The following is a 22,678-nucleotide window of genomic DNA, read 5'->3' as shown; positions in this document are numbered from 1 at the left end:
GGCATGGGGGCGCGGTCGGGTACCGTGCTCCCATGCCGCGACCCGCTGTGCTGTTCGACCTCGACGGCACGTTGTGCGACACCACCGAGATCGAGCACCTCATCGAGGGCCCTGATCCGGACTATCACGCGTTCCACGCCGCGTCGGCCGGCTGTCCGGCCCGCCCGGAACTGGTCGAAGCGGCGCGGCGGGCCCGCGAGGACGGTCGCGCCGTCCTCCTGGTGACCTCGCGCGAGTTCATCTGGCGCGACCTCACGCTCGACTGGCTGGTCGCCCACCAGATCGAGCACGACGGGCTCTACATGCGGTACGCCAGCGACTTCCGACCTGCCCAGGTCGTCAAGGCCGAGCTCCTGGAACAGCTACGCGACGACGGATTCGACCCCGTCGAGGCGTGGGAGGATCGCGACGACATCCTCCAGCTGTGGCGCGACGCCGGCATCCCCGTCGTCCACGACACGCGCGAGAGCGTGTCTCACCAGCCGTAGCGGGCGCGGCGCTCCTCGGGCACGAGTGCCACGTACTCGGGGTGTTCGGCGATGACGAGCGGAACGAACGGGCACGTCGGAAGGACCTGCCCGCCCTGCGCGGCGATGCTCGACAATGTCGCGACGACGAGTTCGTGGCCGAGGCCGCGGCCGCCGAACCGGTCGAAGACCCGCGTGTAGGGGATCTCCCAGACGTCGCCGCGGCGGTCGTAATCGGCGAACCCGGCGAGCTCGCCGTCGACGTGGATCTCGAAGCGCGATGCGGCTTCGTTCTGCTGCACGGTGGTGCTCACGGGCATCCTCTCTTGTCGCTCCGGGGCGGTTAGGTCACAATGTAGGTGGTACTTGGTCCCGAGGACGCTGGGGAAGGCGACCCTAGGGAGGTACCGATGAGGACGATATCGAGTGACGCCCCGACCACCCGGGGTGTTCTTTTCGTGCATTCTGCGCCGTCCGCGCTCTGCCCGCACGTCGAGTGGGCGGCGGCCAACGTGCTCGGCGATTCCGTCGATCTCGCGTGGTCCACGCAGCCCGCTGAACCAGGCACGTACCGTGCCGAGGTGTCCTGGCAGGCTCGCGTCGGCACTGGCGCCTCGCTGGCCTCGGCTCTGCGCGGCTGGGAGCGTCTGCGCTTCGAGGTGACCGAGGAACCGACCGCCAGCAGCGAGGGCGCCCGCTACTCCTACACGCCCGAACTCGGCATCTTCCATGCCGTCGTCGGTGTGCACGGCGACATCATGATCCCCGAGGACCGCATCAAGGCGTTCCGCCTCAAGGCGGCACTGGGCGAGGTCTCGATGGACGAGGCCCTCGACGGCCTGCTCGGGGAGGCCTGGGACGCAGCGCTCGAGCCGTTCCGGCACGCGGGGGACGGAGCCCCGGTGCGCTGGCTGCACCAGGTGATCTGAGCGGCCTCAGCCGATCGTGACGCGCACCTCGGGTGTCGCGTCTCCGGACACCGGATCGATGATCCGGAACCCGCGTTCGCCCGTGCGCGAGGTGTAGACGATCGTCTCGAACTTGCCGTCCGCCTCGGCCTGCGTGGTGACCGGGAAGTCGTCCCACGGGCCCTCGCCATCGCGCACCTGGACCTGCAGCGTCGTTCCGTCCGCTGCCGAGGGGAGCACGCCGCTGAGCCGGAAGCGCTGGCCCGGCGGCACGCGATCACTCTCGGCGAAGAGTTGCGGTTCGGGCTCTCCGGGCTCGCTCGTCTCGGTCGGCGTCGGGGTCGGCGTGGGTGTCGGCGTCGCCGAGGGGCTCGGGGTGGCGTTCAGCGGGGGCAGATCGGCACCGGTGATGCCCGTCGCCGTGAACACGGTCGCTCCCAGCAGTCCTGCGGCGATGCCCAATGCGGCACCGACGATCGCCATCCAGGAGACGGCGCGTACGGCCGGCTTCTTGGCCCGTTCCAGGTCGATGTCGTCGTCCGTGTCCACGAGACGAGTGTACGGCGCGGTACGCGTGACCTGGCGCACGGCCGTTACCGCCGCGAAGCCGCGTCACGCCCTACGATGGGTCAATGAGTTCGCGCCGTTCGTCCGCTTCGGACGACGACCTGGAATACGTCGTCGTCCACGGATACCGGCGCGCCTATCGCCGACGGGGATCCGGTCCGGCGCTGCTGCTGCTGCACGGGCTGGGCTGCGACTCCACCACCTGGCTTCCGGTGATGGACCGTCTCGCCGAGCACTTCACGGTGATCGCTCCCGACCTCCTCGGGCACGGCGCCTCCGACAAGCCCGACGCGGATTACTCGCTCGGCGGATACGCGAACGGCATGCGCGATCTGCTGACGATCCTCGACATCGACACGGTCACCGTCGTCGGCCACAGCCTCGGCGGGGGAGTGGCGATGCAGTTCGCCTACCAGTTCCCCGAGCGCACCGAGCGCGTGGTGCTGGTCGCGACCGGCGGACTGGGTCGCGACGTCACGCCGCTGATCCGCATGCTCACGCTTCCGGGGGCCGGGCTGGCCATGGGAGTCGCCACGATGCGGCCGTGGCGGCCGCTGGTGGCCGGTGCGCTGCGAGGGCTCGCCAAGCTGCCACATACCGCCATGCGCGATCTCGGCGAAGTGGCGGATGCGTATCTCAAACTGGCGGACCCGGCGCAGCGCCACGCCTTCCGCCGTGTGACGAGCACCGTGATGGACTGGCGCGGGCAGTACGTCACGATGACCGATCGCGCCTACCTCGCTCGACTCATGCCGGTCCTGCTCATCTGGGGGACCGACGACATGGTGATCCCCGTCGACCACGCGCACAACGGGCCGGCTTTCGCCAACTCCGAGACCCACCTGTTCGAGCACACGGGTCACTTCCCCCACCGCGACGAGCCGGAACGATTCACCGAACTCGTGGTGGAGTTCTGCGCGACCAAGCCGGCAGCCGAGTACCACCGGGGCCGCTGGCGTTCGCTGCTGCGGCGCGGGGACCCGTGCGTCGTCGAGCCGGTGCCCAGCGAACCGCTCGACTACGCGGTCAGCTGAACCTTGTGGTGGCGCTGTCTCCAGAACCCGTTGCCGGTGACCCAGCCGCCGAGCGCGACCGCGAACCAGCCGATGAAGACGCCGGCGATGTCGTCGGCGATGTAGTGCCAGCCGAAGTACATCGTGGCGATGACCGTGAGCACGAAGTAGATCCAGCCGGCAGCCTGAATGAACCGGTTCTGGTCCGTGCGCTGGAAGAACAGCGCCGCGGTGAACGTGACCGAGACATGCAGTGAGGCGAAGCCGGCGATGCCGTAGATGTAGGCACCGGTGGGATCTTCCTTGAAGGCCGATCCATTGCGGAACAACGACTGCTGCAGGGCGGTCACGCCGGTCTCTTCGAGATCGGTGAAGAACTGCGGCTGGTAGAACGCCGGACCGAGCGACGGCCAGATGTAGTAGCTGACCGTGCCGAGGATCCAGTTGAGGGCGAGTGCCGTCGCGTACCACGCACCGAGCGAGACGTCGCGGTTGAGCACCAGGAACGCCGCGAGCGTGATCGGGATCAGCATGAGGTAGGTCAGGTAGACCGTGGAGAGGATCTGCGCGTTGAACCCCGTGCCCAGCAGCTGATGCAGCAGCTCGGCCGGCTGATGACCGAACGACAGCCAGTAGTCCCACTCCGAGAGCATCTTGTCGTAGAGGACGCCTTCGCGCAGGACCGGAAGGTAGCTCTTGAGGTTGCGGTAGCTGACGTAGCAGGCGTAGAAGGTCAGCAGGCCGAGGAGGATGTGCACGACGCGACCCCAGGTCCACTCGTCGCGGACGACGTCGCGGATGCCGGGAACCAGGTTGCGCACACCGCGCCGCTTGATCGCCATCGGGATGACGCCAGCGGCGAAGAACGCCAGGCCCATGAGCGGGAGTCGGACGTACGCCGGGCCGAGGAAACCCTCAGGGTCGCGCAGCGGGACCCCGAGGTTCTGCGACATGACGATGGTGAAGATACCGACTGCGAGCGACAGGGCGACACCGAACGTGTACGGCCAGCGACGCAAAAACTCCCACCATCGTGCAGATTGCATGGAGACAGTCTAGGGGGACGGCCCCACCGCCCTGGAGGGCGTCTCCGCGCCCTCCACACGCGCCGGAAACGACGACGGGGATGCGCGAAATGCGCATCCCCGTCGTCGTGCATCGACAGCTCAGGCGTCGGCGCCCTCCTGCGGCACGCCGGCCATCGAGGTGGGGTCGTCGACCTGGAACTTCTCGAAAGCCTCGCGGGCCACGGTGCCGTCGATCTGACCGAGTGCGGCCAGCTCGGCGAGCACGCCCACGACGATCGACTCGGCGTCGATCTGGAAGTACCGGCGGGCGGCCGCGCGGGTGTCGGCGAAACCGAAGCCGTCGGCGCCGAGCGACTGCCAGGGGCCCGGCACCCAGCGGGCGATCTGATCCTGGACGGCGCGCATGTAGTCGCTCACACCCAACGTCGGGATCTGCGGATCGTCCTCAGTGAACACCTGCGTGACGTACGGGACCTTGCGCTCCTCGCCGAGGTGGTTGAAGTTCCACCGCTCGGCCTCGGTGCCCTCGCGCGCGAGCTCGTTCCACGAGGTCACCGACCAGACGTCGGCGGCGACGTCGTACTGGTCGGCGAGGATCTCCTGCGCCTTGAGCGCCCACGGCACGGCGACGCCCGACGCCATGATGCGCGCACGGCGCGATCCCGACGGCGCCGTTCGGTACCGGTACGCGCCCTTGAGCAGCCCCGCCACGTCCAGGTCCTCGGGCTCGGCCGGCTGGTTGAGCGGCTCGTTGTAGACCGTCAGGTAGTAGATGACGTTCTCGGCGTCGGGGCCGTACATGCGGCGGATGCCGTCCTCGACGATGTGGCTGATCTCGAACGCGTACGCCGGGTCGTAATGGACGACCGCGGGGTTGGTGCGGGCGAGCAGCGGCGAGTGGCCGTCAGCGTGCTGGAGTCCCTCGCCGGTCAGCGTGGTGCGGCCCGCCGTGGCCCCGATGAGGAAGCCGCGCGACATCTGGTCGGCCATCGCCCAGATCGAGTCACCGGTGCGCTGGAACCCGAACATCGAGTAGAAGAGGTAGACCGGGATCATCGGCTCGCCATGCGTGGCGTACGAGCTGCCGGCCGCGATCGCCGACGCCATGGCGCCCGCCTCGCTGATGCCCTCGTGCAGCAGCTGGCCCTTCTCGGACTCCTTGTACGCCAGCAGCAGCTTGCGGTCGACCGACTCGTAGGTCTGGCCGTGCGGGCTGTAGATCTTGCTGGACGGGAACATCGAGTCCATACCGAACGTGCGGTACTCGTCCGGCGCGATCGGCACGATGCGCGGCCCGAGGTTCTTGTCCTTCATCAGGTCGCGCAGGAGGCGGACGAAGGCCATCGTCGTGGCGATCTGCTGCTTGCCCGAGCCCTTCTTGAGCTCGCCGTACAGGTCGGTCTTCGGCAGCTCGACCTCGACGGGGTGGACGACGCGCTTGGGCAGCGAACCGCCGAGCTCGCGGCGGCGCTCCAGCATGTACTGGATCTCGTCGCTGTCCTTGCCGGGGTGGTAGAACGGCGCGATGTCGCTGGAGTCGATCTGCTCGTCGGTCACGGGGATGCGCAGCCGATCGCGGAAGCCCTTGAGGTCGTCCTTGGTGAGCTTCTTCATCTGGTGCGTGGCGTTGCGCGCCTGGAAGGCCTCCAGGAGCCAGCCCTTGATGGTGTGCGCGAGGATCACGGTCGGCTGACCGGTGTGCTTGCGCGCCGCGTCGAACGCCGCATAGACCTTGCGGTAATCGTGTCCGCCGCGCGGGAGCTTCTCGATGTCCTCGTCCGAGAGGTGCTCGACCATCTTGAGCAGACGCGGATCGGCACCGAAGAAGTGCTCGCGGTTGTACGCGCCGGACTCCACCGAGAGGGTCTGGAACTCGCCGTCGGGCGTGCGGTTCATCTGGTTGACGAGGACGCCGTCGGTGTCCTTGGCCAGCAGGTCGTCCCACTCACGGCCCCAGACCACCTTGATGACGTTCCAGCCGGCGCCGAGGAAGAACGACTCCAGCTCCTGGATGATCTTGCCGTTGCCGCGGACCGGGCCGTCGAGCTGCTGCAGGTTGCAGTTGATGACGAAGGTCAGGTTGTCCAGCTGTTCGCGTGCGGCCAGGCCGATGGCGCCGAGCGACTCGGGCTCGCCCATCTCGCCGTCACCGAGGAAGGTCCACACGTGCTGCTGGCTGGTGTCCTTGATGCCGCGGTTCTGCAGATAGCGGTTGAAGCGCGCCTGGTAGATCGAGTTGATCGCCGCGAGACCCATGGAGACCGTGGGGAACTCCCAGTAGTTCGGCATGAGCCGCGGGTGCGGGTACGACGACAGGCCGTTGCCGAAACCGTGCGAGTGCTCCTGGCGGAAGCGGTCGAGCTGCTCCTCGCTGAAGCGCCCCTCGAGGAACGAGCGCGCGTAGATGCCGGGGGCGGCGTGGCCCTGGTAGAAGATCTGGTCGCCGCCGCCGGGGTGGTCCTTGCCGCGGAAGAAGTGGTTGAAGCCGACTTCGTACAGGCTCGCGGCGGACTGGTAGGTGGCGATGTGGCCGCCGACGCCCAGTCCGGGGCGGTTGGCGCGCGAGACCATGACGGCCGCGTTCCAGCGGATGTACGAACGGATGCGGCGCTCGATGTCCTCGTCGCCGGGGAAGTCGGGCTCGCGCTCGGGCGGGATCGTGTTGATGTAGTCGGTGCTCCGCAGCGCCGGCACGCCGACGTTCTTCTCGCGCGCGCGCTCCAACAGGCGCAGCATCACGTAGCGGGCACGCTCGCGTCCGCGGCCATCGACCATCGAGTCGAGCGAGTCGACCCACTCGCGGGTCTCCTCCGGATCGACGTCCGGCAGCTGGGTCGGCATGCCTTCGTGGATGATGGGCGGACGTTCCTGGCCGGATTGCGGCATTGAAAGCTCCCTTGGGTGTCGGGTGGACTTCTCCATCATTCCACTTCAAGTTCGCTAGTGTGAGAGCGGCAGGTGCCCAGAGTGAACCTACTTTTCAGTAGGTTCGGGGCACATCAACGACAAGGAGGAGCGGGTGGACGCCGGCAAGATGGGATTCGTCCCCGACACCGTCATCCAGGAACTGGGCTGGGATGAGGACGTCGACGACGAGCTGCGCGCGGCGATCGAGGGTCATACCGGTCACGAGATGGTCGACGGTGACGTCGGCGAAGTCGTGGATGGCGTGATTCTCTGGTGGCGCGAAGGCGACGGTGATCTTGCCGAGGGGCTGATGGATGCGCTGCAGGACGTCGCCGAGGGCGGCTTCGTGTGGTTGCTGACCCCGAAGGTAGGGCGCGACGGTTACGTCTCAGGTGCCGATATCGGCGAGGCGGCCCCGATCGCCGGCCTGTCGGTCACCACGACCTTCCCCGCAGGGGAGGACTGGTCGGCCACCAAGCTCTCCACGCACCGGCGCTGACGGCCGGCTGGCCCCGGACTGTCGGAGGTCCTGCGCCGTGGTGCGGCTACGCTCGGGCGCATGACGATCGAGATCGGCACCGCCGCACCGGACTTCACGCTCAAGAACCAGCACGGCGAGGACGTCTCGCTGTCGGCGTTGCGGGGGCGACCCGTTGCGCTCGTGTTCTACCCCTTCGCGTTCAGCGGGATCTGCACCGGCGAGCTGTGCGAGTTGCGCGACAACCTCGAGGACTTCTCCGGCAACGACGTCGAGCTGCTCGCGATCTCCTGCGACCCGATGTTCGCGCTGCGGGCGTTCGCTGACCAGGACGGCTACCAGTTCTCCCTGCTGAGCGACTTCTGGCCGCACGGCGAGGTCGCCAAGGCCTACGGCGTCTTCAACGAGCAACTCGGGTGCGCGCTGCGCGGGACCTTCCTCATCGATGCGGAGGGCATCGTGCGGTGGAAGGTCGAGAACCAGATGGGCGAAGCCCGTGACCTCGGGGCCTACCGCGCCGCGCTCGCCGACCTCGCCTGAGTCCCCCGCGGCACGAATTTCGCGAATCGCCCTCCGGGCGAGCCTCGTTCTGCTTTGATGGCAGCGTGCCGCCAGGGACCCGAGACCCTGGCGGCACACCTGTCGTGCGCTATCGTTGCGAGCCGATCCACCTCGTCGAGGGCGAATAGCTCAGCTGGTCAGAGCATCCGGTTTACACCCGGAAGGTCGGGGGTTCGAACCCCTCTTCGCCCACTGTGCAGTGCGAGAACCCCCGTGGGTGGGGGTTCCGCCTGCACGAGCGGAGCGAAGGCTTAGGGGAGACCGCATGAGTCAGCAGTCATGGTCGGCGGTGCCGCCGCATGGGCCCGACGGCAACGGTGGATGGTGGGCTCCGCTGCGGGCATGGGACACCGAGTTGCAGCGTTCGGGCCGCGTCGTGATCCCGGCAGCGAGCCGACTGCGATACATCGCGATCGGGCTGGCCGCGTTCAGCCTGGTGCTCTGCCTCGGCGCGACCATCGGATTCGCCCTGGCCTTCGGCCTGATCGCTCTCCTCTTCGTCGCCCCGCCGTTCCTCATCTGTGCAGGGCTCTCCGCCGTGGTGCTGGTGCAACAAATCGGCCACCTGCGCCGTCACCTCGTCGTCACGGTTCACGGCATCGAGGTCACCGGGCTCGCGACTGTGCCCTGGCAGAACGTCACCGGAGCGAAAGTCGTCATGAACGCGGTCCAGGTCACCGTGGTGTGGGGGCGCGGTTCGCGGGTGCTGCAGGTCGGCCCACTCCAGGCGCCGGCCGGGCAGGTCGTGGCGTGGCTCGAGGCCGTCCAGCACCGCATGCTCGGCCGCTGAGCTCCCGGCTCATCACCCCCGCCGGCGACTGAAGGCCCGCGACGCCGCGGTGAGGAAGACCACCATGAGGGCCGCGCACCAGGCGATCGCGAGCAGGGCGGTGCTGCCCAGGTCGGTCGCGGGGGCCGCGTCCGAGCCGAGCCCGACGAGCAGTCCCCGGATCGTCTCGATGATCGGCGTGACCGGCTGGTGCTCGGCGACACCGCGCAACCAGGCGGGCATCGTCTCCGGGGGAGCGAACGCGCTGGAGATGTACGGCAGGAACAGCATGAAGAAGCCGAACCCGCCCGCGGCTGCCGGAGTGCGCACGATGACTCCGACATAGGTCGCGATGCACGTGATCGCCAGGATGTAGAGCGCGATGACCCCGATGGCCCCAAGCCATTCCAGCAGGCTTGCGTCGGGCTCGAACCCGAGCAGCGTGGCCACGACCAGGACCAGCGCGGTGGTCACCAGGTTCTTGGCGACGCTCGCGATGACGTGTCCGGCGAGCACGGCGGGCCCGAGGATCGGCATGGACCGGAAGCGGTCCATCGCACCGCCGATCATGTCCTCGGCGACCGCGATCGCCGTGTTGGAGGCGCCGTACCCGGCGCAGAGCAGGATCACGCCGGGTGTGGCGTACGTGGCGTAGTCCATGCCCACGTCGATGGCGCCGCCGAGCACGTACACGAACATCACCATGATCGTGATCGGCAGGACGAGCGAGATCAGCATGGAGTCGGGATCGCGGATCACCAGGCGCACGGCGCGCCCCGTCATGGCGAGGACGTCCGATCCTGCGTGCTGGATCCGTTGAGCGCGAGTCGACGCGGTCGGGTTCGCTGTCGCGGTGGTCATGCCGCCACCTCCTTCTCGGCGGCCCGTGCGACGCGCCCGGTGAGCGTGAGGAACACGTCGTCGAGCGACGGGGCGCGCACCTCCCAGTGCTCCGGCTCGGCGCCCGCCGCCTCGATCCGTGCCAGCAATGACTTGACGTGGGCGACGCTGCCGTCGGTCGGCATCCGCACGAGGCGGTCCTCCTGGACGGCCGCGTTCTCGGCGAGTGCGGCGGCGGCCGCGGCGGCGAGGGCCGCGGAGCCGAAGGTGAGTTCCACCCCCGCCTCGCCGACGCGACGTTTGAGCTCGGTCGGCGTGCCCTCGGCCACCACCCGTCCGTCGTCGATCACGGCGACGCGGTGGGCGAGCTGGTCGGCCTCCTCGAGGTACTGCGTGGTGAGGAACAGGCTCGTTCCCTGGGCCACCACCTCGTTGATCACCTCCCACATCCCCTGCCGGCTACGCGGATCGAGACCGGTGGTCGGCTCGTCGAGGAAGAGCACCTGCGGACGGCGCAGCAGCCCGGCCGCCAGGTCGAGTCGGCGCCGCATCCCGCCCGAGTAGGTGGTCAGGCGCCGGTCGGCGGCGTCGGTGAGGTCGAAGGCCTCGAGCAGATCGTCGACGCGGGCGCGTGCCGCCGGGCGGGGGAGATGAGCCAGGCGTGCCATCAGCGCGAGGTTCTCCCGGCCGGTGAGCTTCTCATCCACGGCGGCGTATTGACCGGTGAGGCTGATGACCTCGCGGACCCGGCGAGGCGCCGTGAGGACGTCGTGTCCCGCGATGGTCGCGGTGCCGGCGTCGGGCCGCAGCAGCGTGCTGAGGATGCGCACGGTCGTCGTCTTGCCGGCGCCGTTCGGGCCGAGCAAGGCGAGAACCTCGCCGCGATGAAGGATCAGATCGATGCCGTCGAGCACGGTGACGGGGCGGCGCGACGTCCCGTAGGACTTGCGAAGCCCGCTCGCGACGACGATCGGCTCGGAAGGAGGCATGGACATCCTTCTGTTTATGAAAGAAACTGTTTATGTCATTAACAGTGTGGACCAGGGTGGTATCCCGTGTCCAGCTCCTCGCCCACGCGAGAATGGGCACATGACCGATCACGAGGCGGATGACCAGCTCTCGCCGACTCTCCGACGTCTTTGGGGTCGGCAGCCGGAGGGCCGCCGCGGGCCGAAAGCCGGGCTGTCGGTCGACCGCATCCTCGGAGCTGCGGTGGCGATCGCCGACGCCGAGGGCCTCGCCGCGGTCTCGATGGCCCGGGTGGCTCAGGAACTCGGGTACTCCTCCATGGCGCTCTACCGCCATGTGGGGAGCAAGGACGAGTTGCTGGCGCTCATGAGCGATCGTTTCGTCGGTGAGCCGCCGCCTCTCGTTCCCGGCGAGGACTGGCGCCAGGGCCTCGCGCGCTGGACGCGCGCCCAGATCGAGCAGATCGTCGCTCGTTCGTGGGTGTTGGACCTGCCCCTCTCGGCGATGTATCCGGGCCCGAATCGGCTGCGGTGGTTCGATGCCGGGATGGGCTGTCTGCGTGACGTCGCGCTGCCGGGCGAGGACAAGCTCGCCATCCTGGGCCTGCTGGCCGAGTACGTGCTCGGTGAATCCCGAGTCCAGGTCGAGTCCGACCGCGCGGCGATCCAGCACGTGCGCGAGGCCAGCGGCGTGGCACCCGAGGTACCCGACAGCGAGCTCGATGCCACGGCCGTCGCGGAGGCGAACATCTACAGCGACTTCGAGACGCAGCTGCGCACCTTGGCCGACCCCGAGGACTTCCCGCACTTGTTCACCGCGCTGACCGGCGCCCCGCAGGCACCCTCCGCGGACGCCGAGGACTCCGTGACGTTCGGTCTTCGCATCGTGCTCGACGGCATCGCCGCGTACATCGAGGATCACGCCGCCAGATGAGGTCGGGGCGGGTTTCGCGTACCAACCCGCCGGGCACCGACCAGGCATGAGTCGTGCGATGGATGCCGTCGAGTCCGCCTTCGAGCTGCTCGCCCGCGCCCGCTCGGCCCGCGGCTTCCACCCGTCGGGTGACATCTTCGAGGCGAGCGCACGCTGGGACGATCCGGCATCGCCGACCGTGCGTGCGCTCGGCGGCCCCGGGTCGGCCGACGCGGTGGTCCGCGTGTCGAAGGGGATCGGCACGCCCGGAGGCCTTCCCGATCTCCTCGGCATCGCGATCCGCATTCGTCCGGACCACGACTCGATCGATCTGCTCCTCACGACAGTGGGCCGCAGCGGATGGCGGCGGAACGTGCTGAGTCCGACGACGCGATGGAACCGCACGGCGTACAGCACACTGCTGCCGTACCGCGCCTCCGGCGAACGGGTGGTCCTCGCGTTGCGCCCCGACGTGGGTGCCGCGACACCGGCTTCCGTCGCTGCGCTGGACGCGGCACTGGCGAGCGGTCCACTCGGTTTCGCCCTCGAGGAACGGCGAGAGGGAGCCTGGAACGTCATCGGCCGGGTGGAGATCTTCGGGCGGCGCCGCACCGGCGACATCTCCTTCGACCCGTACCTCGTGAACCTCCCGGATCTGGCCCCCGTGGGGTTCCTGGCCGAACTGCGCGAGCGCGCGTACATCGGGTCGCGGCGCGGGCGTCACGCTGAGCCGGTCGGGCCCCCTGCCCGCTGATCGACGGACGGCCGGACTCAGGCTCCCGTTGCTAGCGTCGGACCCGCTCGACCGACGACGAGGGAGTACACGTGTCAATTCGAACAAGGATGCTGGCGGCCGTCGTCGCCGCGGCTCTCGTGCTGGGGGTCCTGTTGATGGCCGTGGTGGCCGGGACGTCCGGCGCCGACGACCAAGCCGACGACCAGCCGGCCGCGGAGACCACCGAAGCGGATCTCTCCGGAATCCCCGACGTCGTGGCGGTGGTGAACGGCGAGGAGATCGGGCGCGACGACTTCGTCGCGGTGTACGAGCCGCAGTTCGAACAGTCTGCCGCTGCGGGCCAGGCGGTGGATCAAGATGACCTGAAGAAGCAGACGCTCGATCTCATGGTCGACAACACCTTGCTGGTTCAGGAGGCCGAGGCGCGCGGCTTCAGCGCGTCCGAGAAGCAGATCGAGGAGTCGCTCCAGACGTTCGCCACCAATAACGGGATGGCGTCAGCGGACGAGTACGTCGCCGCCCTCCAGGAGCAGCAGGGTCTCTCGGAGGACGAGGTGCGCGCACAGGTGGCCGACGGGATCGTCATCGAAGCCCTCGTCGACGACGAGATGGGCGACGAGCCGATCGCGGAGTCCGAACTTCGTGAGCTCTACGACCAGGCGGTCGCTCAGCAGGAGCAACTGGGTCAAGCGCAAGGAGGCGCCGCCGAGGTGCCCTCGTTCGAGGAGGTCCGTCCCCAGCTCGAGGAGGCGGCGCAGTCGCAGCGTCAGCAGGAGACCCTGACGCGCATCGTCGACGAAGCGCGGAAGGACGCCGAGATCGAGCGTCGGCTCTGACCCCGGCGGCGCGGCCGAGACGGCCGTGCGGCGCCCGGAAGCAAACGGCACCGCCCGGCGTTGAGTGTGATGTGCATGGTGAGTTCAAGGTTCCGAACGGCAAGCTCGTCGTCGCCGACGTGGACGTGCGCGACGGCGTCCTGACCGACATCCGCCTCTCCGGCGACTTCTTCCTCGAGCCCGAGGACGCGCTGGGCCGCATGTCCGACGCGCTCGACGGACTACCGGCCGACGCCCCCGCCACGACCTTCGAGCAGGCGATCGAGCGGGCCCGCGGGGACGCGGTCATGGTCGGCTTCGACCCCCGGTCCATCGCCATCGCGGTGCTGCGTGCGCTGGGTCGCTCGACGAGCTGGGCGGACCACACGTTCGAACTCGTCGACACCGGCGAGCAGCATCCGGCGATGCAGATGGCCCTCGACGAGGTGATCACGCGGCAGGTCGGCGACGGCGAACGGCCGCCCACGCTGCGCGTATGGGAGTGGGCCTCCAACGCCGTGATCATCGGATCCTTCCAGTCGCTGTCGAACGAGGTCGATCTCGACGCCGCGGCACGCCACGACACGACGGTGGTGCGGCGGATCTCCGGTGGCGGCGCGATGTTCGTCGAACCCGGCAACACCATCACCTACTCGCTCTACGTCCCGGCCACGCTCGTCGAGGGGATGAGCTTCATCCAGTCGTACGCCTTCCTCGACGCATGGGTGGTGCGCGCACTGCGCGAACTCGGTGTTGAGGCGTCGTACGTGCCGATCAACGACATCGTGTCGCCGGCGGGCAAGATCGGGGGAGCGGCGCAGAAGCGGACGGCCAACGGAGCGGTGCTCCACCACGTCACGATGTCCTACGACATGGACGCCGCGAAGATGCTCGACATCCTGCGCATCGGCCGCGAGAAGCTCTCCGACAAGGGGCACGTCAGCGCAGCCAAGCGCGTCGACCCGATCCGGTCGCAGACCGGCTTGTCGCGTGCCGAGGTCGTCGAGGCGATGCTGCAGTCCTTCGAGAACAGCTACGGTCTGCGGCGGGTGGAGCTCGACGACGCCACCCGCAAGGAGGCCGAGGAGCTCGCCCGCGAGAAGTACGAGGACCCGGCCTGGCTCGCGCGCGTCCCCTGATCGGTGTCTTCACGCCGCGGGCAGGAGCCAGCGCAAGTCCGCCCGCGCGCGTTGGGCGGCCAGCAGCGTGAGACCGGCACCGAGGATCGCCCAGAGGCTGAGAGCCACGACCGTCGCCGCGACCGAGGTGCCTGCTTGCGCGGCCTCGAGGCCGTCGAGCGCGCGGGAGAGCGGCGACAGGTCCCGTAGCGCGCTCACGAGCGGCGAGCCGGAACCCGACGACTCGGCCCCCAGCGTCACGAGTGCCGCCACTGCCGCGAGCGCGGCGGCCGGTGGCCGTCCGGCGACTGCGACCACACCTTGGCCGAGCACGGTGAGCGCCACCGCGGCGGTGACCGCGACGACCGCGAAGGCGGCCGGGCGCTCGATCGACTCGTGATCAGCGGCCACGAGCACCGCCATGAGCAAGAGCGCCACTTGCCCGGCCACGATGCCGAGGACCGGCAGCAGGGGCGCGATGAGCTGCCGCGCCAGTCTCTGCGAGGCCACCAGTCGCGAGCGCGACAAGGCGGGTCGTACCGCCCATGCCGCAGCCGCGGCCGCGAGCAGCCCGAGCGCGACCGCCGCGGGAAGGGCCAGTGCGTCGACGGGCACGGGGTGGCGCCGCTCGGCAGACGCGCGCAACGGAGCGGCCGCGACCTCGCTGAGTCGTTCTCGCTCCTGGGCCGAGTAGCGAGGGATCTGCTCCACCCCCTCGCTCAGTCCGTCGGCAAGCTCACCGCTGCCGTCCCGCAACGCTCCGCTGCCGTCGACGAGCTCACGTGTCCCCTCGGCGAGTTGCGACGTGCCCCGGTTCAGCACGCGCGTGCCGTCGCGCAAGTCCCCGGCTCCGGAGGCGAGCTGGGAGGCACCGTCGGCGAGCGCCGCCGAACCCGTGCGCGCCTGCGCGGACCCGTCGGCGAGTTGAGCGATGCCGCCGGTCAGTTGCGGGGCTTGGGCGGCGAGCTGGGCCGTCGCCTCGCTGAGTTGCGCGAGCCCGGAACTCAGCCGTGAGGTCCCGTCGGTCAGCAGTGTCCCCTGCGCGCCCAGCGCCTGGATCTCTCCGTTGATGCGCTGCGCTTCCGTCACGGCCTCGTTCACCCACACGCACGCCTCGGGCGGGAGCAGCTCGCTGCACTGCGCGGCCCATCCGGTGATGGTGTCGGTGAGGTGCTGCGCCATCTGGAGGAACGGTTCCACCGTGGCGATCAGCTCGTGGGCGCCGGCGTCGAGTTGCTGGGCGCCGTCGCGCAGGTCCCGAGCCCCCTGATCGAGTTGCGCCGCCTGGTCCGGGAGCGCGGCGGTCTGTCGTCGCAACTCCTGCAGGCCGTCGTCGAGCTGCGCGATGCCTCCGGCGAGCTCGCCGGCCCCTCCGGCCGCCTCCGCCGCACCGGAGGACAGGCGCGCTGCTCCTGACGACAGCTCGGACGCGCCGTCGTCGAGACGGGTCGCGCCGTCGGCGAGTCCGGTCGAGCCTGCCGCGAGCTGCGCCGTGCCGTCACGCAACTGCTCGGCACCCTCGGCTGCTTCGCTCAGCGCATCGCGAACGGAGCCGGTGGACAGGACGATGTTGTCGATGAACGTCTGCGCCACCTGAGCGTTCATCGCGGCGATCGCGGCGACGGTGACGTTTCCCGCGAGCCGGCCCGCGAGCCGGTTCGTCGCATCGTCCGTGACGAGCCGGAGCTGTGCGGTCCGGGCGGAGCCGGGGTCGTCGCCGGCCGGTGAGATCGCCGCCGCCGAGACGTCGCTCGGAATGATCAGCACGGCGCCGTAATCGCCCCGACGCAGACCGGTCAGGGCATCGTCGCGGTGGGTGATGACCCAGTCGAAGTTGTCGGGGCGGTCATCGCCGGTGAGCTCGGCAGCAAGAAGGCGCCCGACGGCGACCGGCTGCTCCTCACCGGCGGGAGTGGTGAGGGTGACGATCTCGTCCTCGTTCACGACCGCCGCACGGACGTCCGCCGCCCGGGGCGTGCGGGCGCCGTCGGCGGCGGCATGAACGGCCATCACGGCGAGGGGGAGCACGAGGGCGAGTGCGAGCAGGAGTCGCCGGCGCGACCGGGTCGGTGTGGTGGCAGCAGTCATGCCGAGGTCAGCTCCCATCGAGCGGTGAGGTCGAGCACGTGAGCATCCTGGGGCGGCTGGCCCGGGGCCACACCCGCGACGACGATGCGATCGTCCGCCACCCAGCCGAGGGCCGCGAGAACGTGATCGACGTCGGCGTCGGAGAGTTCCGCCAGGTCGACGGCGACCACGCGGACCGGTGCCGCGGCGACGGCGAGCACGGCCCGCTCAGCAGCCCGGAGCCGATCGAGTGGAGTGTCGAGGTCGATCTCGCGGACACTGCAGCCGGCCGCTCCGAGCGCCGCGGTCGTCGCGCTGACCGCCGCCCCCGGGTCCTCGGCTCCGAGCCGACGAAGCTCCTCGGCGACGCTGCCGCGATCCGTCCGGCCCGGCCAGTCGGCGAGGACGGCGTCACGACGCAGGCGGGCGGCATCGAACGGGAGAACGTACTGGCCGACGCGCACCGGAGCGGGGGTGCTGGGGGAGCGGCCGGTGAGCAGGGCGAGGACCTCGGCACGGTCCGCCGCCGCGCCCTCGACGACCAGGAGCGGTGCGGGCACGCGCAGGCGCTCCACCCGCAGGCCACTGCGCAGGCGCAGGCCGTCGGCGGCGATCACCACCGGCTCGTCGGGCCACGTCTCCCGTGCGACACGCTCGTGCAAGGCGTCACCCTCCACGTCGAGACGCGGCAACAACCGCTCGAACGCGGCAGGCATCCACCAGGCCCGGCGGCCGAGCACCGCCATGACGGCCGGCACGAGGACCATCCGGACGATGAAGGCGTCGACGAAGACGCCGATCGCGAGGGCGAAGGCGATCGGTTTGACCATCGCGTCGCTCTCGGGAACGAAGGCGACGAACACCGCGAGCATGACGACGGCGGCGGCTGTGACGACGCGTCCACTGGCGAGGAAGCCGGCAGTGACCGCCCGTCCGGGGTCACCGTCGCGTCCGAACTCCTCTTTCATCCGCGACACGAGGAACAACTCGTAGTCCATCGCGAGGCCGAAGAGCACCCCCATCAGCAGGATCGGCAGGAAGCTGATCACCGGCCCGACGTGGTCGACCCCCAGCACCTCCGCGGCCCATCCCCACTGGAACACCATGACCACAGCGCCGAACGAGACTCCCACGCTGAGCAGGTACCCGGCCGCGGCTTTGACGGGCACGACGACAGAGCGGAACACGGTGCTGAGGAAGATCACGGTCAGGACCACCACGAAGGCGCCGAACGGCAACATCGTCGCTGACAGCTGATCCGAGACGTCGATCTCCATCGCCGTCTGCCCTGTGACCGCAGTGTGCACGCCGTACTCGTCGGCGAATCGAGGCCCCGCGTCACGGAGCCGCTCGACGAGACGCGCGGTCGCCGGGTTCTCAGCGGCCGTCGTCGGGAAGAACTGCACGACGCCGGTGTCGGCGGTGGGATTCGGAGTGGCGAGCGCGACCGTGTCGACACCGTCGAACGCCGCGACCTCGGCGCCGAGCGCGTCCATGAGCCCGACCGGGTCCATCGACTGGACGATGTCAGCCTGGAGGAGGATCGGATTGTTGAATCCGGGCCCGAAATACTCGTCGATGAGTTCGTAGGCCGCGCGCTGAGTCGTCTCGTGTTCGGCGGTCCCGTTGCCCGGCAAGGCGAGCTGCAACTCGCGTCCGGGGAGTGCGAGGGCCGCGAGGCCGGCGACCACGAGCACGATCGTGGCCCAGGGCGCCACGGTGGCGGACCGCACCCATCGCCGGGCGATCGGGTGCCGTGCCTGGCGCCCGTTCCCGCGAGGTGCGAGGCGCGGCCCGGCCAGCCCCATGAGCGCGGGCAGCAGGGTGACGGCCACGGCCACGGCGATCGCCACGGACGCGGAGGCGGTCACCCCCATCCAGGTCAGGAACGGAATGCGCGCGATCGCCAGGCCGGCGAGGGCGATGAGTGTCGTGATGCCCGCGAACACGACGGCCGAGCCGGCCGTCGCGACCGCCCGGCCGCTCGCCTCGTCCGGCGCGACGCCGGCAGCTTGCTCCTCGCGCTGCCGGGAGACGATGAAGAGCGCGTAGTCGATGCCCACCGCGAGGCCGATCATCAGGGCCAGCAGGGGTGTGGGCGAGGCCAGGGAGACCACGGCCGTCAGCGCCCAGATCAGGCTCATCGTGATACCCGCGCCGACGAGCGCCGTCATGATCGGGATCCCGGCCGCACGGACCGATCCGAGCGTGATCCACAGGACGACGAAGGCGACGACCACGCCGGCGGCCTCCATCCACGTGATGGTGGGTCCGGTGTTCATGAAGGCTCCGCCACCGAACTCCACCCGGGCACCGATGTCGCGCAGCGGGTCCGCGGTCGCCTGCAGTTCGTCTTTGACGGCCTCCGTGATGTCCCCGGGGCCGCCGGCGAACTGCACCTGCACGATCGCGGCATCGCGCTCGTCGTTGACCGTGCCGTCCACGAGGTCGTCGAAGGGGGAGAGCGCCTCGTCGACGAGCGGCATCGCGCGGACGTTGGCCAGCGTCGCGTCGATGGCCGAGCGGACTGCGGGGTCGTCGACCGTGCTCCCGTCCGGAGCGACGAGGACGATCTGGGCCGAGACCCCGGCGATCTGCGGAAACGTCCGCTCGAGTGCGTCGAGTGCCTCCTGGCCCTCGGTCCCGGGGAGCGAGAAGTCGTCGTGGGTTCCCTTCCCGACGCCCACCGCGAACAGCATCGCGGCGAGCAGGGCCGCGAGCCACCCGACCAGGACGAGCCGGCCGTGGCGATGGCACCACCGGCCGAGGGCATGAAGGGAGGACGACATGGCCGTGACGATACAAATCTGTATTCGATACGTCAATGTATCGACGGTGTGGTCTGCGGTACCCTCGGTGCGGTCGAGAGGGAGGGCGTCCATGCAGGAGTCGGCGACACGGCGACGGGCCAGCACCCGCGAGCGGCTGCTCGACGCGGCGCGGGAGGTGCTCGCGGACACGGGTATCCAAGGCGCGACGGTGGAGCAGATCTGCGAGCGCGCGGGGTACACGCGGGGTGCGTTCTACTCCAACTACGCGAGCAAGGACGACCTCATCCTCGACCTCTTCATGCGGGAGAAGGACCGCATGCTGATCGCCCTGCGCTCGGCCGTCGAGGACAAGCTCGAGGGCGGCGACATCGGCAGCATCGCCCACGTCCTCGACCGCTTCGTCACGAGCCAGCCCACGGACCGTACGTGGTTCCTCGTGCACCAGGAATTCGTCACCCACGCTGTGCGCCAGCACCGGATCGCGGACGTCTACGCCGAACTCTGGGAGCAGACGCATCGCGAATTCGGCGACGTCATCGACGCCGCATGCCAGGCGCTGGGGCGTCGCCTCACCATCGACCTTCGCGACGCCACCCGGCTGCTGATCGCCATCTTCGACGCCACCTTGCGCGACGCGTTCCTCGGCTCCGACGCCGACGAGGCCGACCTCACCGCCATGCGCGAGCAGATTCCGACGCTGCTCCTCGCGCTCAGCGAGCCCGCCGAGCGATGACCGGCGCGACGGGCGGTGCGACTACAGTGGCGCCGTGACCACGCTTCGCGACGTCGTCGCCGTCCTCGACGAGCTCTACGATCCGCGGTGGGCCGACGGCTGGGATGCCGTCGGCACGGTGGCGGGTGATCCGGCCGCCGAGGTGCGCACGATCCTCTTCGCCGTCGACCCCGTGCAGGCCGTCGCGGACGAGGCGGTGCGGATCGGTGCCGATCTCGTCGTGACCCACCATCCGCTGTACCTCAAGGGCACGACCTCGGTCGCCGCCACCACGCCGAAGGGTCGCGTCGTCCACACGCTGGTGTCGAACGGCATCGGCCTGCACACGTGCCACACCAACGCCGACGCCCCGCCGCTCGGCGTCTCCGAGGCGATGGCGCACGCGCTCGGACTCCGCGACCTGCGGCCGCTCGAGGACGATCTCGACCCGGGCCTCGACAAGTGGGCCGTCTTCGTTCCCGTCCAGGATGCGGATGCCGTGGCGGCCGCGATGCACGAGGCCGGCGCGGGTCGGCTCGGCGACTACGACCGCGCCCAGTTCCAGTCGCGCGGCACGGGCTCGTTCCGGCCCCTCGAGGGTGCCAGTCCGGCCATCGGCGGAATCGGCGAAGTCGAGTACGTCGACGAGGTCAAGATCGAGATGGTCGCTCCGGCCCAGCGTCGCGAGACGGTCCGCGCCGCCCTCCTCGCCGCCCACCCGTACGAGGAGGTGGCCTACGACCTCATCGAGACGGCCGCGCGCCCCAGCGGACGCGGGAGCGGGCGGATCGGCGTCCTCGAGACGCCCATGTCGCTCGGCGAGTTCGCCCGGCACGTCACGAGCGCACTGCCCGAGCACCACGGCGCGACCCGGATCGCCGGCGACCTCGGCCGCGAGGTGCGCACCGTCGCGCTCTGCGGCGGCTCCGGCGACTTCCTGCTGGGCCGAGCCGACGCGATGGGCGCCGACGTCTACGTGACGTCCGACCTTCGCCACCACCCGGTCAGTGAGCACCTCGAACAGCCGGGCGCGTGCGCCGTCATCGACGTTCCCCACTGGGCAGCCGAATGGACCTGGCTTCCGGTGGCGGCGCGCGAGGTCGCAGCGCGCCTTGGCGGTACGGTGAAGACACACGTCTCCACCATCGTCACCGATCCGTGGACCACCACGTTGAGCTGAGGAGCCACCCTGAAAGCCGAACCGTCCGCCCAGCAGACCCTGCTCGACCTGCAGGCCAAGGACTCCACGATCGCGCAGTTGACGCACCGCCGGAAGTCGCTGCCCGAGCTCGCCCAGATCGCCGAGCTCGACGCCGAGATCGCGGCGCTCGACGGCAAGCGGATCGAGGCGTCGACGCGGGTGTCCGACCTCGAACGCGAGCAGAAGAAGGCCGACCAGGAGGTCGAGCTCGTGAAGACGCGGCGCCAGCGCAACGAGGAGCGGCTCAACTCCGGCGCCGTCACGAACCCCAAGGACCTCGAGAGCCTGCAGCACGAGATCGTCGCGCTCGACCGTCGGATCGCGACGCTCGAGGACGCCGAGCTCGAGGTCATGGAGTCGCTCGAGGAGGCGCTGGCCGCCCTCGACATGGTCGCCAACGATCTGCAGGCGCGCCACCAGACACGCGACCAGCTCGTCGCTGCACGCGACGAGGCCTACGCGTCGATCGATGCCGAGCTCGCTGACGTCCAGGCCGCGCGCGGTGCCATCGCGCGTTCGCTGCCCGAGGATCTCGTCGCGCTGTACGAGAAGGTCCGGAGCACCCACGGCGGCCTCGGCGCCGCCGCGTTGCGCGCGCGGCGCTGCGAGGGATGCCGACTGGAGCTGAACGGCGCCGACCTGCGTGAACTCGCCCAGGCGCCCGACGACGACGTCCAGCGCTGCCCCGAGTGCAGCCGCATCCTCGTGCGCACGCGCGAGCCAGGTCTGTGAGTTCGCGCGTCATCGTCGAGGCCGACGGTGGGTCGCGCGGCAATCCCGGCCCGGCGGCCTTCGGCGCTGTGCTGCGCGATGCGATCAGCGGTGCCGTCATCGCTCAGCGCGGTGAGGTCATCGGCACGGCCACGAACAACGTCGCCGAGTACCGCGGGCTGATCGCCGGTCTCGAGCTGGCGCGTGAGCACGCACCGGACGCGCAGATCGAGGTCCGCATGGACTCCAAGCTCGTCATCGAGCAGATGGCCGGGCGCTGGAAGATCAAGCACCCGGACATGAAGCCGCTCGCGCTCGAGGCGCAGCTCATCGCCCGGGAGCTGCTGCCGATCACCTGGACGTGGGTACCGCGGAGCGAGAACAAGGCCGCCGACGCGCTGGTGAATGCGGCGCTGGACGGCAAGCTGCCCGACGCGTCCGCCGACGTCGTGCGCGCTCCCGCTCAGGGCTGGAGCGCTGTCACGGGCGAGCCCACCACCCTGATCCTCGTCCGCCACGGCGTCACTCCGTTCACCGAGCGCAAGGCGTTCAGCGGGATGGGGGCCTCCGATCCCGAGCTCACCGCCGTGGGGCACGAGCAGGCCGAGCGTGCGGCGGAGTGGATCGCCGGCCACGGGGGAGCTGACGCCGTCGTGGCCTCTCCGCTGCGCCGTACTCGCGAGACGGCCGATCACGTCGGCCGGCGTCTGGGGCTCGACGTCGCCGTGGACGACGGGCTCGCCGAGACGTCGTTCGGCGAGTGGGACGGCTACACCTTCGCCGAGATCCAGGAACGCTGGCCGAACGAGATCAGCGCCTGGCTCGGCTCCACGGCGGTGGCGCCGCCCGGCGGAGAGGCGTTCGATGCCGTGCTCGAGCGCGTCACCGCGGCGCGCGACCGGCTGCTGGAGCAGTACGCGGGTAAGACCGTCGTCGCCGTCACCCACGTCACCCCGATCAAGATGCTCGTCGGACTCGCCCTCGGTGCGCCGATCACTGCGATCTACCGGATGGAACTCGCTCCGGCGTCGATCTCCACGGTGGCGTGGTGGCCCGACGGCAACGCGAGCCTCCGCTCCTTCAACGCCGTCCCGTGACCGGGCGGTGACTTAGCGTCCATTCTCCGGC

Annotated in this window: 22 protein-coding genes and 1 tRNA gene; 15 read left to right on the top strand and 8 right to left on the bottom strand. The window is 69.8% G+C overall.

Annotated elements, in window-relative coordinates:
* Positions 1-32: 32 nt before the first annotated feature.
* Positions 33-488 carry a phosphatase domain-containing protein gene (locus EHW97_RS12255; protein ID WP_124237460.1) on the top strand — a complete coding sequence of 152 codons (456 nt, stop codon included), beginning with the start codon at positions 33-35 and terminating at the stop codon, positions 486-488.
* Here EHW97_RS12255 and EHW97_RS12250 read toward each other — a convergent pair.
* Positions 476-781 carry a GNAT family N-acetyltransferase gene (locus EHW97_RS12250; protein ID WP_208002024.1) on the bottom strand — a complete coding sequence of 102 codons (306 nt, stop codon included), beginning with the start codon at positions 779-781 and terminating at the stop codon, positions 476-478. The two genes, EHW97_RS12255 and EHW97_RS12250, sit on opposite strands and share 13 nt — an antisense overlap.
* A 96-nt stretch (positions 782-877) precedes the next feature.
* On the opposite strand from EHW97_RS12250, the gene EHW97_RS12245 reads away from it, so the two are divergent.
* Positions 878-1,396 (top strand): DUF3145 domain-containing protein, encoded by a 519-nt coding sequence (locus EHW97_RS12245; RefSeq protein ID WP_124237458.1) that lies wholly within the window; start codon positions 878-880, stop codon positions 1,394-1,396.
* Between the two features lie 6 nt (positions 1,397-1,402).
* Here EHW97_RS12245 and EHW97_RS12240 read toward each other — a convergent pair whose 3' ends face one another.
* On the bottom strand, positions 1,403-1,924 hold the full coding sequence (locus EHW97_RS12240) for a hypothetical protein (protein WP_124237457.1): 522 nt from the start codon (positions 1,922-1,924) through the stop codon (positions 1,403-1,405).
* Positions 1,925-2,007: 83 nt separating this feature from the next.
* On the opposite strand from EHW97_RS12240, the gene EHW97_RS12235 reads away from it, so the two are divergent.
* A complete protein-coding gene (locus tag EHW97_RS12235) occupies positions 2,008-2,976 on the top strand; it encodes an alpha/beta fold hydrolase (RefSeq protein ID WP_124237456.1) in 969 nt (322 codons plus the stop codon).
* Here the strand turns inward: EHW97_RS12235 and EHW97_RS12230 are convergent.
* A complete protein-coding gene (locus EHW97_RS12230; RefSeq protein WP_243696429.1) occupies positions 2,961-4,001 on the bottom strand; it encodes a phosphatase PAP2 family protein in 1,041 nt (346 codons plus the stop codon). The two genes, EHW97_RS12235 and EHW97_RS12230, sit on opposite strands and share 16 nt — an antisense overlap.
* 120 nt (positions 4,002-4,121) lie before the next feature.
* Entirely contained in the window at positions 4,122-6,869 is a 2,748-nt protein-coding gene (gene aceE / locus EHW97_RS12225; RefSeq protein ID WP_124237455.1) for a pyruvate dehydrogenase (acetyl-transferring), homodimeric type, read from the bottom strand.
* A gap of 133 nt (positions 6,870-7,002) precedes the next feature.
* Between aceE and EHW97_RS12220 the strand changes: the two genes are divergently transcribed.
* From EHW97_RS12220 to EHW97_RS12205, 4 genes are all read left to right on the top strand, one after another.
* On the top strand, positions 7,003-7,389 hold the full coding sequence (locus EHW97_RS12220) for a DUF3052 domain-containing protein (protein ID WP_243696428.1): 387 nt from the start codon (positions 7,003-7,005) through the stop codon (positions 7,387-7,389).
* A 60-nt stretch (positions 7,390-7,449) separates the two neighbouring features.
* A complete protein-coding gene (locus EHW97_RS12215) occupies positions 7,450-7,908 on the top strand; it encodes a peroxiredoxin (RefSeq protein WP_124237454.1) in 459 nt (152 codons plus the stop codon).
* 139 nt (positions 7,909-8,047) lie between these two features.
* Positions 8,048-8,121, top strand: a tRNA-Val gene (locus EHW97_RS12210).
* Between the two features lie 73 nt (positions 8,122-8,194).
* Positions 8,195-8,719: a hypothetical protein gene (locus tag EHW97_RS12205; protein WP_124237453.1), complete on the top strand. Its 525-nt coding sequence runs from the start codon at positions 8,195-8,197 to the stop codon at positions 8,717-8,719.
* A 12-nt stretch (positions 8,720-8,731) separates the two neighbouring features.
* Here the strand turns inward: EHW97_RS12205 and EHW97_RS12200 are convergent, their stop codons facing one another.
* On the bottom strand, positions 8,732-9,559 hold the full coding sequence (locus EHW97_RS12200) for an ABC transporter permease (protein WP_124237452.1): 828 nt from the start codon (positions 9,557-9,559) through the stop codon (positions 8,732-8,734).
* The gene (locus EHW97_RS12195) at positions 9,556-10,527 is read right to left on the bottom strand and encodes an ATP-binding cassette domain-containing protein (RefSeq protein ID WP_124237451.1); all 972 of its coding nucleotides are present in this window, start codon (positions 10,525-10,527) and stop codon (positions 9,556-9,558) included. The genes EHW97_RS12200 and EHW97_RS12195 overlap by 4 nt, the downstream gene beginning before the upstream one ends.
* Before the next feature lie 100 nt (positions 10,528-10,627).
* Between EHW97_RS12195 and EHW97_RS12190 the strand changes: the two genes are divergently transcribed.
* From EHW97_RS12190 to lplB, 4 genes are all read left to right on the top strand, one after another.
* Positions 10,628-11,440, top strand: a complete 813-nt coding sequence (locus EHW97_RS12190) for a TetR/AcrR family transcriptional regulator (RefSeq protein ID WP_124237450.1) — start codon at positions 10,628-10,630, stop codon at positions 11,438-11,440.
* A 46-nt stretch (positions 11,441-11,486) separates the two neighbouring features.
* Positions 11,487-12,173, top strand: coding sequence for a hypothetical protein (locus tag EHW97_RS12185; protein WP_124237449.1), 687 nt, complete (start codon positions 11,487-11,489; stop codon positions 12,171-12,173).
* 71 nt (positions 12,174-12,244) lie between these two features.
* Positions 12,245-12,991 carry a SurA N-terminal domain-containing protein gene (locus EHW97_RS12180; protein ID WP_124237448.1) on the top strand — a complete coding sequence of 249 codons (747 nt, stop codon included), beginning with the start codon at positions 12,245-12,247 and terminating at the stop codon, positions 12,989-12,991.
* A gap of 71 nt (positions 12,992-13,062) precedes the next feature.
* The gene (gene lplB / locus EHW97_RS12175; protein ID WP_124237447.1) at positions 13,063-14,109 is read left to right on the top strand and encodes a lipoate-protein ligase small subunit; all 1,047 of its coding nucleotides are present in this window, start codon (positions 13,063-13,065) and stop codon (positions 14,107-14,109) included.
* Between the two features lie 9 nt (positions 14,110-14,118).
* On the opposite strand, the gene EHW97_RS12170 is transcribed toward lplB, so the two are convergent.
* Positions 14,119-16,176, bottom strand: coding sequence for a YhgE/Pip domain-containing protein (locus EHW97_RS12170; RefSeq protein WP_166367499.1), 2,058 nt, complete (start codon positions 16,174-16,176; stop codon positions 14,119-14,121).
* The gene (locus EHW97_RS12165; protein ID WP_166367498.1) at positions 16,173-18,944 is read right to left on the bottom strand and encodes an MMPL family transporter; all 2,772 of its coding nucleotides are present in this window, start codon (positions 18,942-18,944) and stop codon (positions 16,173-16,175) included. The genes EHW97_RS12170 and EHW97_RS12165 overlap by 4 nt, the downstream gene beginning before the upstream one ends.
* Before the next feature lie 91 nt (positions 18,945-19,035).
* Between EHW97_RS12165 and EHW97_RS12160 the strand changes: the two genes are divergently transcribed.
* The 4 genes from EHW97_RS12160 to EHW97_RS12145 are packed head-to-tail and all read left to right on the top strand — an operon-like array spanning position 19,036 to position 22,647.
* Complete coding sequence (locus EHW97_RS12160; protein ID WP_166367497.1) at positions 19,036-19,659, top strand: TetR/AcrR family transcriptional regulator; 624 nt, start codon at positions 19,036-19,038, stop codon at positions 19,657-19,659.
* A 34-nt stretch (positions 19,660-19,693) separates the two neighbouring features.
* Complete coding sequence (locus EHW97_RS12155; RefSeq protein WP_124237443.1) at positions 19,694-20,818, top strand: Nif3-like dinuclear metal center hexameric protein; 1,125 nt, start codon at positions 19,694-19,696, stop codon at positions 20,816-20,818.
* 9 nt (positions 20,819-20,827) lie between these two features.
* Positions 20,828-21,571, top strand: coding sequence for a zinc ribbon domain-containing protein (locus EHW97_RS12150; protein WP_124237442.1), 744 nt, complete (start codon positions 20,828-20,830; stop codon positions 21,569-21,571).
* Positions 21,568-22,647: a histidine phosphatase family protein gene (locus EHW97_RS12145; protein WP_124237441.1), complete on the top strand. Its 1,080-nt coding sequence runs from the start codon at positions 21,568-21,570 to the stop codon at positions 22,645-22,647. Before EHW97_RS12150 ends, EHW97_RS12145 begins: the two co-directional genes overlap by 4 nt.
* Positions 22,648-22,678 lie beyond the last annotated feature (31 nt).

The organism is Aeromicrobium camelliae, assembly GCF_003850045.1.
Lineage (GTDB): Bacteria > Actinomycetota > Actinomycetes > Propionibacteriales > Nocardioidaceae > Aeromicrobium > Aeromicrobium camelliae.
Note: the sequence above shows the minus strand (reverse complement) of the source record. Positions and strands in the feature narration are given on the sequence as shown.

Excerpts from the sequence above, each read along its gene's own strand:
- EHW97_RS12195 (WP_124237451.1), bottom strand. The coding sequence starts at position 10,527 with ATGCCTCCTTCCGAGCCGATCGTCGTCGCGAGCGGGCTTCGCAAGTCC.
- EHW97_RS12170 (WP_166367499.1), bottom strand. The coding sequence starts at position 16,176 with ATGACTGCTGCCACCACACCGACCCGGTCGCGCCGGCGACTCCTGCTC.
- EHW97_RS12200 (WP_124237452.1), bottom strand. The coding sequence starts at position 9,559 with ATGACCACCGCGACAGCGAACCCGACCGCGTCGACTCGCGCTCAACGG.
- EHW97_RS12185 (WP_124237449.1), top strand. The coding sequence starts at position 11,487 with ATGAGTCGTGCGATGGATGCCGTCGAGTCCGCCTTCGAGCTGCTCGCC.
- EHW97_RS12215 (WP_124237454.1), top strand. The coding sequence starts at position 7,450 with ATGACGATCGAGATCGGCACCGCCGCACCGGACTTCACGCTCAAGAAC.
- EHW97_RS12165 (WP_166367498.1), bottom strand. The coding sequence starts at position 18,944 with ATGTCGTCCTCCCTTCATGCCCTCGGCCGGTGGTGCCATCGCCACGGC.
- EHW97_RS12255 (WP_124237460.1), top strand. The coding sequence starts at position 33 with ATGCCGCGACCCGCTGTGCTGTTCGACCTCGACGGCACGTTGTGCGAC.
- EHW97_RS12190 (WP_124237450.1), top strand. The coding sequence starts at position 10,628 with ATGACCGATCACGAGGCGGATGACCAGCTCTCGCCGACTCTCCGACGT.
- EHW97_RS12205 (WP_124237453.1), top strand. The coding sequence starts at position 8,195 with ATGAGTCAGCAGTCATGGTCGGCGGTGCCGCCGCATGGGCCCGACGGC.
- EHW97_RS12245 (WP_124237458.1), top strand. The coding sequence starts at position 878 with ATGAGGACGATATCGAGTGACGCCCCGACCACCCGGGGTGTTCTTTTC.
- EHW97_RS12235 (WP_124237456.1), top strand. The coding sequence starts at position 2,008 with ATGAGTTCGCGCCGTTCGTCCGCTTCGGACGACGACCTGGAATACGTC.
- EHW97_RS12160 (WP_166367497.1), top strand. The coding sequence starts at position 19,036 with ATGCAGGAGTCGGCGACACGGCGACGGGCCAGCACCCGCGAGCGGCTG.
- EHW97_RS12230 (WP_243696429.1), bottom strand. The coding sequence starts at position 4,001 with ATGCAATCTGCACGATGGTGGGAGTTTTTGCGTCGCTGGCCGTACACG.
- aceE (WP_124237455.1), bottom strand. The coding sequence starts at position 6,869 with ATGCCGCAATCCGGCCAGGAACGTCCGCCCATCATCCACGAAGGCATG.